The organism is Streptomyces sp. CNP082, from assembly GCF_059570535.1.
The window spans coordinates 38,647-50,523 of sequence record NZ_JCANSZ010000019.1 but is presented as its reverse complement, the minus strand read 5'-3'; the positions used below and the strand labels follow the sequence as shown (position 1 = coordinate 50,523).

The following is an 11,877-nucleotide window of genomic DNA, read 5'->3' as shown; positions in this document are numbered from 1 at the left end:
CGAGTCCCCGGCTCAGTCCCTGCCCACCGGGAAGTTGCTGCGGAACACCCCCTGCGGGTCGCGGGCGCGCTTGACGGCCCGCAGGCGGGCCAGGCTCTCGGCGCCGAAGGCGTCGGCCGCCCGCTCGCCGGCGCCGAGGAACGTGTACGGCTTGCGGCCCGAGACGTACGAACCGAGGGCCTTCCGCAGCGCGTCGCGGCGGGCGGGGACGCCGGCGGCCACCTCGGGCGAGAACGGGATACCGAAGCAGTACAGGAGGTACGGCTCCGGCAGCGCCCCGTGCGGGGAGTCCGAGGAGCGCGCCAGCGCACCGCCCACGTGCCGGAGCTGGACGCCGACCAGCGGGTCGATCGGCTCCGCGAGGAGCGTGTCGATCACGGTGTCGTCCAGCGCGGTGAGCAGCTCACCGCGGGCCAGACCGGGGCTGGGGTCCGTGGGGTCGTTGGTGATGGCGGCCAGCTCGTGGACGGGCAGCACGGCGCGGGTGTCCTTGATCCGTCCCTCCACGGCGTCGAACGGCCGCAGCAGCTCGGGCCCGGCCTCCCCGGCGCCCTCGCCGAGATACGTGGTGTGGATGACGGTCAACGGCTCGGCCCCGGGGAAGTTGAGCAGCCCGGTCCAGACGGTCAGCTCCTCCGGCGCGGCGGCGGTCACCGCGCGGAAGGCGTCCAGCACCTGCCGGGACTGCGCCGCCGGCCACAGCATCTCGCCGCCGTACAGGGCGGGCGCGGGGTGGAGCCGGAACTCCGTCGCGGTGACGAGCGCGAAGTCCCCGCCGCCGCCGCGCAGCGCCCAGAACAGCTCGGGGTCGGACTCGGCGGTCACCCGCGCGGGCGTGCCGTCGGCGTCGACGACCTCGAAAGCGGTGACGGAGTCGGCCGCCCAGCCGTGCAGCCGGCTGAACCAGCTGAGGCCGCCGCCCAGCGTGTAGCCCGTCACGGAGACCACGGGCGCGCTGCCGGGCAGCCCGGTCAGCCCGTGCTTGGACGCCTCTTCCTGTACGCGCCCCCACTTCACCCCGGCACCGACCCGCGCGATCCGCGCATCGGGGTCGACCCGCATCTCGCCCAGCAGCCCGGTACGCAGCAGAAGGGCGCCCTCCACGTCCCCCGAGGCGCCGTGCCCGCCGGGCTGCGCGGCCACGCTGAGCCCGGCCCGCCGCGCGTAACGGACCAGCGCGGCGACGTCGTCGGCGTCGGCCGCCTCCACGACGCCGGCCGCGGCGGGCTGCGGCACGGCTCGGTTCCACGGCTGGGTGGCCGGCTCGAAGCCGTCGTCACCGGGCAGGAGCACCCGGCCGCGGACGGCGGAACGCAGTTCTTCGAGGTTGCTCATCTCGGATCCTTACGAAAGTCGCCAGCAAACAGTCCGGATCCGAGCATTGCGCATAGGTCTGACATCGGAGCGCCGGGGGGGTAGGCGGCGGCGGGGGTTCCGCGGCAACTACGGTGGAAGAGGCGGCCGTTCGGTCCGTACGGACCGAGCCCCGCAAACCTCCCCACGGCACCCCACGGCAGCAGCACCCGGCGCGCTACCCGATCGCCCCGATCGATACCGCGTACATCCGCCCGTCCATGCTCCCGACGCAGCCCGGCAACCGCCGTAGGGCGACTGCCCTTCCTGCGGTACGCGTCCGGCGGCGATCACGGCGGGCATGGGGGGCGATGTCCGGACCGGAGGCGGTCTGCGCCGGGTCAGCGAGTGTGAGATAGGTCTCACCACCGTTGTGCCTTATGGGGATTCTTCACGCTCCGAGGGATTCCGGCGCTGGCACATTGTTCGGTCGTCGAGCACCCCTCCCACCCCACGCAACGGAAGGGACGCCAGGACAGTGACGACGATCTACTGCCCGCGTTGCGACAGCCGGCACGACCCGGCGGGAGCACCTTGGTGCGCGCAGCCGCGGAACGTCCCCGCGGGCCCCGAGATCTACGGGACCCTGGGCTTGCCGGCGGTGCAGCCGCCCACGGCGGCGTCGAGCGGGCCCGCGCCCGGGGACCTGGAGCTGTTCGCGGACCGCGACCGGCCGGCACCCGCGCCGGCGGAGCCCGCGGAGACCGCGGAGACCAGAAGCGTGGGGGCCGAACTCGTGCCCGTACGGCCGCGGTCGCGGCACCGGCGCGACAAGAAGCGCAGCCGGCGGCTGGCCGGGCTGGCGGCTGCCGGGATGACGGTGCTGACCGGCGGGCTGCTCGCCGCGAACAGCATGGGCGGCGGCGGAGCCCGTACGGACAACGCCGTGGCCCAGGCCGACACACCGATGCAGCCGCTCCCGTCCGAAGAGCCCGGCTCCGACACCCGGCGGGCCTCCCCCGACGGCGACCGCCCCTCGGGCGCGGCGCAGCCGGACGACGCGCAGCCCGCCGAGCCGCGTACCCCGCCGGCGAAGGCGGCCCGCGGCGCGGACCGGCCCACGCAGAGCGCGGATCCGGCGACGGACAGCCCGGAGCCGACGACCACGACCCCGGCGGAGGGCAGCGTCACGGCGTCGGACACCGGTGAACCCGAGTCGTCGACCCCGTCCACCGGCACCCCGACGCCCACGCCGAGCGACGAGGGCGACACCGGCGACGGCGGCAGCGGCGACGGTTCCGGCGGCTCCGGGGACTCCGGCGGCGACTCGACCGAGGACTCCGGCGGCGGGGGCATCGACCTCGACCTCCCCCTGCTCCCGGACCCCCTCTGACCCGGCCCGGGCCTCTGAACCGGAGTACGCGGGCGCTCAGCCCGTAGCGGCTGCGCTCGAGTGTTCCCTCACCCCCACGCCGCCTCCGCCACCGCCACGCCGACGAAGACCGCGCCGAGCCCGGCGACGACGCTGGCGAGGATGTTGGCCGCGGCGAAGAACTTCGCCCCGGTCTCCGCCAGCCGCATCGTCTCGTAGGAGAACGTCGAGTAGGTGGTCAGTGCCCCGCACAGCCCGGTCCCGACCAGAAACCGTACCGAGTCGGAGGCGGCGCCGTGGGTGACGGCGCCGGTGAGCAGGCCCAGGACCAGACAGCCGGCCACGTTCACGGTGAAGGTGCCCCAGGGGAAGACAGTGTCGTGCCGCTTCTGCACCGTCAGGTCGGTCAGGTACCGCAGGGGGGCGCCGACGGAGGCGCCGGCGATGACCAGGAGCCAGTTCACTTCGCGCGCTCGCCGGTCCTGCCGACGTACCGGATGACCTCGCAGTCGTCCAGGATCACCAGGCCCTCGGTGACCAGATCGTCCAGACGCGGCAGGAAATCGCGGATGCGCTGTTCGTCGTCGACGATGACCACGGCGACGGGCAGGTCCTCGCTCAGCGACAACAGCCTGCTGGTGTGGATCAGCGACGAGGCGCCGAAGCCCTCAATGCCGCGGAACACCGACGCCCCCGCGAGCCCGACCTTACGGGCCCTGTGCACGATCTCGGTGTACAGCGGCTTGTGGTGCCAGACGTCGTTCTCTCCGATGAAGATCGTCACGCGCAGCGCGCGACCGGTCAGCCTTGTCATGCCTGCCTCCACATCACGAACCGGCGCGTCGCCCGCGCCGCACTCCCTACCGCCGCCAGCGCCACCAGCGGCGTCAGCCCCAGGTAGGCCAGCCCCGTACGGGCGTGGCCTGTGTCGACCAGGTTCTGAATGTCGACCGCGTAGGTCGAGAACGTCGTGAACCCGCCCAGCAGCCCGGTGCCGAAGAACGGCCGCACCAGCCGGTGAGCCGCCCACACGTCGCTGATCACGACCATGAACACGCCTATCACCGCGCAGCCTGCCGCGTTCACCGCCAGCGTGGTCCACGGGAAGCCGCCGCTGGACGTGGGCCACAGCAGGGACGCGCCGTAGCGGGCCGAGGCGCCCATCGCACCGCCCAGCGCCACCACGGCCACCACGGGAACCTGCGCCCGCCAGGGGCCGGGGCGCTGCACGGGGACGTGGAGGTCGACGTCCGGGTCCGTGGGTTCACCCACGGCCGGGGAGTGCGGGACCTTCATCGGGACAACGTCTCCTACTCGCCGGGCACCCCAGTCTCAGGGTGCGCCTGATCGCAAGCAGGGACCGTTGGCGGCGCCGGTGCCGCGGTTCGGGTACGGCGAGCCCCACCGCCGCGCGACGGCCGGCCCGGCGAACGGGTGGTCGTCATCGTCACCACAGGTTACCCGTCACACACCCGCCCTGCGCGGCGCCGCACGCACTCGCACACCTGCAGCCATCCCCGACCCGCTAACCCGGCCACCTCAGAGCACCGCTCCACACAGAGAGCACTGCTCTCCCGCGAGAGCACCGGCCCACACCGAGAGCAGGACTCTCCCCCGAGAGCACCGCACACGCGCGAGAGCACCTCTCTCCCGCAAGAACCCCGCTCTCGCGCCCCCGCCATCTGGGTAAGGATTCCGTCAACGCCGCCCCCCTCCTCGTCAGGGCACCGTCAACGAACGGCACAACCCCTCCTCCCAGGGGTTTCTCTGGATCTGTCCGTTCGATTCGACACCGTCCAGGAGCATCCGATGGCCGACGTGGCCTTCGTCGTCACCACACTCGCGGTCTTCGCGCTGGTGGCGCTCATCGCCCGAGGGGTGGCCCGGCTGTGACACCCCTTGTGTCAACCTCAAGCCGCTTTGATGAGAGTGGGATCGTCTGTGGAGCGTTGGGCCGCGCCGTGTCGGGCGGGGTTGTAGGGCTTGCTGTCGAGCCAGCAGCGGTAGATCACTCGGACCCAGGCGCGGGCCAGGACGCGAACGGCGTGGGGGTGGTCCATGCCGCGTTCGCGGGCGTGCTGGTAGACGTTGGCGGCCCATGGGCTGGCGTGTCGGCTGTTGTCGGCGAAGCTGACCAGTGCTTGTCGGAAGCGTTTGTTGCAGGCCCAGCGGTAGGCGACGGTGGAGTGCTTGCCGGATGCCTTGGTCACGGGGACGACACCGGCCAGGGCTGCCACGGCGTCCGGGTCGGCGAATGCCTGGCGGCTGTCGCCCCACTCGGCGAGGATCTGCGCGGCGTTGACGCGGCCGGCCCTGGGCAGCGAGGTGAAGATGTGCCCGTCGGGGTGGCTCTCCACGTGATGGGCGACCCGGCGGTCCAGGTCCTTCTTCGCGGTGCCGAGGGCTCGCAGCACGCTGGTCAGCGCCAGGACAGCGTCGCCTCCGGCCTCGGTCCGGGCAGGGGCGGTGACGCCAGCCGGCGCGCCGCGCAGGCGCGCCAGGAGCTGGGCCGGGCTGCGGTGGCCGCTGCAGCCGTGCCGGACGCAGAAGGCCGCCATGCGCTTCTCGCCCAGGCGGGCGGCCGAGGCCGGGGTGGGGTAGCGGGCCAGGAAGTCCAGTGCGATCGGCGATTCGACGTCCTTGAAGATGTGCTTGGCTCCGGGCCAGAAGGCGTCCAGCAGGGCGGAGAGCATGTTGGTGGCCATCACCCGCAGGTGCACGATGTCCTCCCGGGTGCGGACCACGGTGCGCAGCGCGCGGGTGTGGTCGGAGAACGGACGGGTGGCGTCCAGCCGTCCGCGCCGAAGCCGCAGGTACTCGGCGATCACCCGGGCGTCGCCGGCGTCGCTCTTGGCGCCGGAGAGGACCTCGGCGTCCCGCCATGCCTTGATGGCGCCCGGCTTCACCGGCACGACCGGGTGTCCGGCCTCCAGCAGGGCGTCGACCAGCCGGCCGTCCGGCCGCTCGATCGCGACGGGAACCAGCTCGGCCTCACCGAGCTTGCCCAAGCGCCGGGCGAGGTCGGCGAACCCAGCGGCGGTGTGGCGGATGGTGAACCGGGTGTGCACCCGCCCGGACTCCTCCAGGACGCACACGGCGTGCTCGGTCGATCCCCAGTCCACGCCGACGTAGTAGGCGGCTTCCGGCAGCGACACACTTCTCCCCTTTGCGCACGGCAACGACTACCCGGTGACGGAGCTGGTCCCCGGGTGGTCATTAACTGGCGCTCTGCGGCGCGTCCCCTTGTTGCCGGTCGGCAGCTCCAGGAGAGCCGGGGGCGGCAGTGTCACAGGGGCCCTCACGGAGCGACCGCCACAGGCCGTCACCCCGACTCTCACCGGACTTGCACGAACACCCTCGCAGGTGCCGCAGGAAGGAGCCTGCACTAATGACCGCCGACCACGTGGCCGGCCTCGTCGTGGCCGCCGCCCTGCTGGGCTACCTGATCCTCGCCCTCGTCTTCCCCGAGAGGTTCTGAGGACCCCCCATGAGCCCGATACTCGCGGACGTGCTCCAGGTGTCGGCGCTGGTCGCCGCCCTCGCGCTCGTCCACCGCCCCCTCGGGGACTACATGGCCGGGGTCTACGCCGGCAAGCAGCACAGCCGCGTCGAGCGCTGGATCTACCGCGCCATCGGCGCCGACCCCGACGCCGAGATGCGCTGGCCCGCGTACCTGCGCGCCGTGCTCGGGTTCTCCCTGGCCGGCGTGCTCTTCCTCTACCTGCTCCAGCGGGTCCAGGACACGCTGCCGCTCTCCCTCGGCTTCGCCGCGATCAGCCCCGACCAGGCGTTCAACACCGCCGCCTCGTTCGTCTCCAACACCAACTGGCAGTCGTACTCGGGCGAGTCGGCCATGAGCCACCTCACCCAGACCGGCGGCCTGGCCGTGCAGAACTTCGTCTCCGCCGCCACCGGCATGGCCGTCGCGGTGGCGCTCATCCGCGGCTTCGCCCGCTCCCGCACCGGCGAGCTGGGCAACTTCTGGGCCGACCTGGTCCGCGGCACGATACGCATCCTGCTGCCGGTCGCTGCCGTGGCGGCCGTGCTGCTGGTCGCGTGCGGCGCGATCCAGAACTTCTCCGACGCGCAGTCCGTGACGACCGTGACCGGGCAGACGCAGCACCTCACCGGCGGCGCCGTCGCCTCCCAGGAGGCCATCAAGGACCTGGGCACCAACGGCGGCGGCTTCTACAACGCCAACTCCTCCCACCCCTTCGAGAACCCGAACGGCATCTCCAACCTCCTGGAGATATTCCTCCTGCTCGTCATCCCGTTCGCCATGCCGCGGACCTTCGGCAGGATGGTCGGCAGCGTCCGGCAGGGCTACGCCGTCGTCGCCGCCATGGCCGGCATCTGGCTGGCCGGCGTCATCGCCGTGACCTGGCTGGAGGCCGCGCACCCGGGCACCGCCGCGCAGTTGGCGGGCGGCGCGATGGAGGGCAAGGAGCAGCGGTTCGGCGAGGGCGCCTCGTCGCTGTTCTCGGTGTCGACGACGATGACGTCGACCGGCTCGGTCAACTCCTTCCACGACTCCTTCGGCGGCCTGTCGGGCGGCGTGCTGCTGTTCGGCATGATGATCGGCGAGATCGCGCCCGGCGGGGTCGGCTCCGGGCTGTACGGAATGCTGGTCATGGCGGTCGTCGCGGTGTTCCTCGCGGGGCTGATGGTGGGCCGTACGCCCGAGTACCTGGGCAAGAAGCTCGGCCCCCGCGAGATCAAGCTCGCGGCCTGCTACATCCTCGTCACCCCCGCGCTGGTGCTGACCGGCACGGCGCTGGCGATGGGCACGGGCAACGGCGAGTCCTCGATGACGAACACCGGCCCGCACGGCTTCTCCGAGGTCCTCTACGCCTACACCTCCGCCTCCAACAACAACGGCAGCGCCTTCGCGGGCTTCGCGGCGAACACCGAGTACCACAACACCGCGCTCGGCCTGTGCATGCTGCTCGGCCGGTTCCTGCCGATGGTGTTCGTGCTGGCGCTGGCCGGCTCGCTCGCCGGGCAGCGGCCCGTGCCGGCGTCTGCGGGGACGCTGCGTACCGACAAACCGCTGTTCACCGGCGTGCTGGTGGCGTGCATCGCCATCGTCGCCGGGCTCACCTTCTTCCCGGCGCTCGCGTTGGGACCGCTCGCCGAAGGACTGGCAGCATGATCACCCAGACACAGACTGACACCCCCGTGGATCCCGTACGGCACGAACCCGGACCCCGCGTCGCCGGCGGCCTGTTCGACCCCGGGCAGTTGGCCCGTTCCGTACCGGACGCGCTGCGCAAGCTCGACCCGCGGGTGATGGCGAAGTCGCCGGTCATGTTCGTGGTCGAGATCGGCTCGGTGCTGACCACGGTCCTCGCGGTCACCGACCCCGGCGACTGGTTCGGCTGGGTCATCGCGGTCTGGCTCTGGCTGACGGTCCTCTTCGCCAACCTGGCGGAGGCAGTCGCCGAGGGCCGCGGCAAGGCGCAGGCCGACACCCTGCGCAAGGCGAAGACGGACACCGTCGCCCGCCGCCGCACCGCTGCCGGCTCGGAGGAACGGGTGCCCGGCACCGGCCTGCGCGTCGGCGACCACGTCGTCTGCAAGGCGGGGGACGTCATCCCCGGCGACGGCGATGTCGTCGAGGGCGTCGCGTCCGTGGACGAGTCCGCGATCACCGGCGAATCGGCCCCCGTCATCCGGGAGTCGGGCGGCGACCGCTGCGCGGTCACCGGCGGCACCAAGGTGCTCTCCGACCGCATCGTCGTACGCATCACCGCCAAGCCCGGCGAAACGTTCATCGACCGCATGATCGCCCTCGTCGAAGGCGCAGCCCGGCAGAAGACACCGAACGAGATCGCGCTGAACATCCTGCTCGCCTCGCTCACCATCGTCTTCCTCCTGGCGGTCGTCACACTCCAGCCGTTCGCGATCTACGCGGGCGCGGAGCAGTCCCTCGTCGTCCTCGCCGCGCTGCTCGTCTGCCTGATCCCGACGACGATCGGGGCGCTGCTGTCGGCGATCGGCATCGCGGGCATGGACCGGCTCGTACAACGCAACGTCCTCGCGATGTCCGGCCGCGCCGTAGAAGCCGCGGGCGACGTCAACACCCTCCTCCTCGACAAAACCGGCACCATCACCCTCGGCAACCGCCAGGCAGCCGAGTTCTGGCCGGTCGGCACGGTGGAGGTCGCCGACCTGGCCGACGCCGCCCAACTGTCCTCTCTCGCCGACGAAACACCCGAGGGCCGCTCGATCGTCGTCCTCGCCAAGGAGAAGTACCGCCTGCGCGAACGCCCGCAGGGCGAACTGGCACACGCGGAATGGGTGCCCTTCACCGCCCAGACCCGCATGTCGGGCGTGGACGTGGACGGCAGGCAGATCCGCAAGGGCGCGGCCGGCGCGGTGGCGGAGTGGGTCCGGGAACACGGCGGCGAAGTGGACGCCGAAGTACAGGAAGTGGTCGACGCGATAGCCGAGTCCGGCGGCACGCCGCTGGTAGTAGCGGTGGCCGACGACCGCGGGACGCGGGTCCTCGGCATCATCCACCTCAAGGACGTAGTCAAAGAAGGCATGCGCGAACGCTTCGACGAACTGCGCCGCATGGGCATCAGAACCGTCATGATCACCGGCGACAACGCCAAGACCGCGGCGGCCATCGCCGCCGAAGCAGGCGTCGACGACTTCCTCGCCGAAGCCACCCCCGAAGACAAAATGGCCCTCATCAAACGCGAACAGGCAGGGGGCAAGCTCGTCGCCATGACCGGCGACGGTACCAACGACGCCCCCGCCCTCGCCCAGGCCGACGTCGGCGTCGCCATGAACACCGGCACCTCCGCCGCCAAAGAAGCCGGCAACATGGTCGACCTCGACTCCAACCCCACCAAACTCATCGAGATCGTCGAGATCGGCAAGCAGCTCCTCATCACCCGCGGCGCCCTGACCACCTTCTCCATCGCCAACGACGTCGCCAAATACTTCGCGATCATCCCCGCGATGTTCGCCACCGCCTACCCGAGCCTGGACAAGCTCAACGTCATGCAGTTGTCCTCACCGGAGTCGGCGATCCTCTCCGCCGTCGTCTTCAACGCGCTGATCATCGTCGCGCTGGTGCCGCTGGCCCTGCGGGGCGTGCGGTACCGCCCGGTCAGCGCCGACCGGATGCTCCGGCGCAACATCGGGGTCTACGGCCTCGGCGGTCTGGTGGCCCCGTTCCTCGGCATCAAGCTGATCGACCTCGTCGTCTCGCTCATCCCCGGAATCGGCTGACGGAGGCCGACCACATGAACACTTCCGCACGCACCACCGCCCGGCTGCTCTTCAGCGCGCTGCGCGCGCTGCTGGTCCTCACCGTGGTCACCGGCGTGATCTACCCGCTGGTGGTCACGGGCGTAGCGCAGGGCGTTTTCGCCGACAAGGCGAACGGCTCAAAGATCGAATACGAAGGCCGGGAGGCAGGCTCGAAGCTGATCGGCCAGACCTGGAACCTCAAGGGCACGGACAAACCCGACCCCCGCTGGTTCCAGCCCCGCCCCTCCAACAGCGCCTACGACCCCCTGACCACCGGCTCCTCCCAACTCGGCGCCTCCGACGCCACCCTGGTGAAGTCGGTACGGGAAGCCCGCAAGCAGGTCGCCGCGTTCAACGACGTGCCGGTAGCGGACGTCCCGAAGGACGCGGTCACGGGCTCGGCCTCGGCGATCGACCCGCACATCTCCCCGGCGTACGCGGAGATCCAGATCGCCCGGGTAGCGAAGGAGAACGGCCTGGGCAAAGCCCAGGTGGAGAAGCTGGTAGAGGAGCACAAGGAGGGCCGCGACCTGGGCATCCTGGGCAACGAAAAGATCAACGTCCTGGAACTGAACCTAGCCCTGACCCACCTCACAACCCACTGACCCCGCGGCACCCCCGGCGCGGGACGGCGACCCCGTCCCCCGCCGGGGCCGGAGGCCACCCCGATCGGTAGGGCTGCCTACTTGTTTGGGATCCCGGCGGTCTGAACTCGGCCCGGCACCATGAGTGCGTGCGTGAGCAGGATGGGGATGCGGCGGTGCGGCGGGTGCACCCGAAGCTGATGCTCTGGGCTGGGGCGTTCGGGGCACTGGCCGTGCTGGGGGTGCTGGGCGCCTGGCTGGCTTGGCTGGTCGACCGGTCCGGCGAAAGGGCTGCGCACGCCGGTGTGGCGACAGCTCTGCTTGTCGTGATCTGCCTGCTCGGGAGGTTGCTGCTGTTCCGGCCACGGGTGGAGCTCAGCGACGAGACCGTGGTGATCGTCAATCCGCTGGCCACGTACCAGGTGCGCCGGGAGGACATCGTCGCGGTGACTGACGGTATGTACGGGGTGGTCTTCCACCGCAGGGACGGCTTCAAGACCCAGGCGGTTGCGTTGGGCGACGCATCCGCTGGCATCAGAGACGAGCGGCTGGCCGAGGCCCGACGCCTGCTTGGGCTGTGACAGTGGTCTTGCAGACCGGGCTGCTCATCGAGCCGGAGGCTTCGTCGACCAGCGGGCCCGGGCGCATCCCCGCTCCTCGGCAAGCTCGGCCAGGCGACCCCGGACGTGCATGCCACGTCACGGAGTCCGACGTCGAGCAGCCCGCCGCCCGACGGTCGCGGCGCGGTGGTACCGGTACGGCCCCGATGTCGTGGGCTACGCGAGGAAGTCGGCGACGGGGCGGGTTTGCCGGTCTGAGCTTGAATTCTCACCTCCGCCTCCCGTAACGCGCAGAAGTCTTCGGCAACCAGGCCGGGGGTGTCAGTGCTGGATCACGCTGAACCCGGTGACCGCCGACGGCCTCGAAGTGGACGTCGTAGGGACAAACTCTGGGTAACCCTCAAGCCAAACACGGGCAAATCACCCATGTAACCCGACTTTCGCCTCCTGACACGCCCCCAAGCCCCCCGACCGAGGCGGCGGCATCCCGGGCGGCGCGGGCCTTCTCTGCGGCCATCCTGTAGATGTTGCCGAGGATGTCGGGGGCCTGATCGAACTCCTCGTCGCTCAGGTCGACGCCGATCAGCCGGCGCGCGACCTCGCGGTCGGCAGCCAGGCGCTCGGCCCGCTGGGCCGCGGTCGGCTGCTCCGCGGCGAGGGCTTCGACCAACTGGCCCAGGCTCATCCCCCGCTCCTTGGCACGCTCGGCCAGATGATCCCTGACCTCACGGGAGACCTGAATCGTCGTCGTAGCCATAGCCTCACTACAGACCGACCGTGGAAGCCTGGACGACCGAACCTGGAC

12 protein-coding genes are annotated in these 11,877 nt (G+C 71.2%); 6 read left to right on the top strand and 6 right to left on the bottom strand.

Annotation, left to right across the window (positions count from 1 at the left end):
• Positions 1 to 12: 12 nt before the first annotated feature.
• Entirely contained in the window at positions 13 to 1,335 is a 1,323-nt protein-coding gene (locus B124_RS17255; RefSeq protein ID WP_496503741.1) for an FAD-binding oxidoreductase, read from the bottom strand.
• 496 nt (positions 1,336 to 1,831) lie between these two features.
• Between B124_RS17255 and B124_RS17250 the strand changes: the two genes are divergently transcribed.
• Positions 1,832 to 2,686 (top strand): hypothetical protein, encoded by an 855-nt coding sequence (locus B124_RS17250; protein WP_496503740.1) that lies wholly within the window; start codon positions 1,832 to 1,834, stop codon positions 2,684 to 2,686.
• 68 nt (positions 2,687 to 2,754) lie between these two features.
• Here B124_RS17250 and crcB read toward each other — a convergent pair whose 3' ends face one another.
• From crcB to B124_RS17230, 4 genes are all read right to left on the bottom strand, one after another.
• Complete coding sequence (gene crcB, locus B124_RS17245; RefSeq protein ID WP_496503739.1) at positions 2,755 to 3,129, bottom strand: fluoride efflux transporter CrcB; 375 nt, start codon at positions 3,127 to 3,129, stop codon at positions 2,755 to 2,757.
• On the bottom strand, positions 3,126 to 3,479 hold the full coding sequence (locus B124_RS17240; RefSeq protein ID WP_496503738.1) for a DUF190 domain-containing protein: 354 nt from the start codon (positions 3,477 to 3,479) through the stop codon (positions 3,126 to 3,128). The genes crcB and B124_RS17240 overlap by 4 nt, the downstream gene beginning before the upstream one ends.
• Entirely contained in the window at positions 3,476 to 3,961 is a 486-nt protein-coding gene (locus B124_RS17235; protein WP_496503737.1) for a fluoride efflux transporter FluC, read from the bottom strand. Before B124_RS17235 ends, B124_RS17240 begins: the two co-directional genes overlap by 4 nt.
• Before the next feature lie 614 nt (positions 3,962 to 4,575).
• The gene (locus B124_RS17230) at positions 4,576 to 5,820 is read right to left on the bottom strand and encodes an IS110 family RNA-guided transposase (RefSeq protein WP_496503736.1); all 1,245 of its coding nucleotides are present in this window, start codon (positions 5,818 to 5,820) and stop codon (positions 4,576 to 4,578) included.
• 233 nt (positions 5,821 to 6,053) lie between these two features.
• Between B124_RS17230 and kdpF the strand changes: the two genes are divergently transcribed.
• The 5 genes from kdpF (at position 6,054) to B124_RS17205 (ending at position 11,093) form a co-directional block, all read left to right on the top strand.
• Positions 6,054 to 6,143: a K(+)-transporting ATPase subunit F gene (kdpF, locus tag B124_RS17225; protein WP_496503735.1), complete on the top strand. Its 90-nt coding sequence runs from the start codon at positions 6,054 to 6,056 to the stop codon at positions 6,141 to 6,143.
• Between the two features lie 9 nt (positions 6,144 to 6,152).
• Positions 6,153 to 7,817, top strand: coding sequence for a potassium-transporting ATPase subunit KdpA (gene kdpA / locus B124_RS17220; protein ID WP_496503734.1), 1,665 nt, complete (start codon positions 6,153 to 6,155; stop codon positions 7,815 to 7,817).
• Positions 7,814 to 9,907, top strand: coding sequence for a potassium-transporting ATPase subunit KdpB (kdpB, locus tag B124_RS17215; RefSeq protein WP_496503733.1), 2,094 nt, complete (start codon positions 7,814 to 7,816; stop codon positions 9,905 to 9,907). Before kdpA ends, kdpB begins: the two co-directional genes overlap by 4 nt.
• A 14-nt stretch (positions 9,908 to 9,921) precedes the next feature.
• Positions 9,922 to 10,533 carry a potassium-transporting ATPase subunit KdpC gene (gene kdpC, locus B124_RS17210; RefSeq protein ID WP_496503732.1) on the top strand — a complete coding sequence of 204 codons (612 nt, stop codon included), beginning with the start codon at positions 9,922 to 9,924 and terminating at the stop codon, positions 10,531 to 10,533.
• A gap of 128 nt (positions 10,534 to 10,661) precedes the next feature.
• Positions 10,662 to 11,093, top strand: a complete 432-nt coding sequence (locus tag B124_RS17205) for a hypothetical protein (RefSeq protein WP_496503731.1) — start codon at positions 10,662 to 10,664, stop codon at positions 11,091 to 11,093.
• A gap of 379 nt (positions 11,094 to 11,472) precedes the next feature.
• Here B124_RS17205 and B124_RS17200 read toward each other — a convergent pair whose 3' ends face one another.
• Positions 11,473 to 11,829: a hypothetical protein gene (locus B124_RS17200; protein WP_496503730.1), complete on the bottom strand. Its 357-nt coding sequence runs from the start codon at positions 11,827 to 11,829 to the stop codon at positions 11,473 to 11,475.
• Between the last annotated feature and the right edge of the window lie 48 nt (positions 11,830 to 11,877).

Excerpts from the sequence above, each read along its gene's own strand:
- kdpB (WP_496503733.1), top strand. The coding sequence starts at position 7,814 with ATGATCACCCAGACACAGACTGACACCCCCGTGGATCCCGTACGGCAC.
- kdpC (WP_496503732.1), top strand. The coding sequence starts at position 9,922 with ATGAACACTTCCGCACGCACCACCGCCCGGCTGCTCTTCAGCGCGCTG.
- B124_RS17235 (WP_496503737.1), bottom strand. The coding sequence starts at position 3,961 with ATGAAGGTCCCGCACTCCCCGGCCGTGGGTGAACCCACGGACCCGGAC.
- B124_RS17200 (WP_496503730.1), bottom strand. The coding sequence starts at position 11,829 with ATGGCTACGACGACGATTCAGGTCTCCCGTGAGGTCAGGGATCATCTG.
- kdpA (WP_496503734.1), top strand. The coding sequence starts at position 6,153 with ATGAGCCCGATACTCGCGGACGTGCTCCAGGTGTCGGCGCTGGTCGCC.
- B124_RS17255 (WP_496503741.1), bottom strand. The coding sequence starts at position 1,335 with ATGAGCAACCTCGAAGAACTGCGTTCCGCCGTCCGCGGCCGGGTGCTC.
- kdpF (WP_496503735.1), top strand. The coding sequence starts at position 6,054 with ATGACCGCCGACCACGTGGCCGGCCTCGTCGTGGCCGCCGCCCTGCTG.
- B124_RS17240 (WP_496503738.1), bottom strand. The coding sequence starts at position 3,479 with ATGACAAGGCTGACCGGTCGCGCGCTGCGCGTGACGATCTTCATCGGA.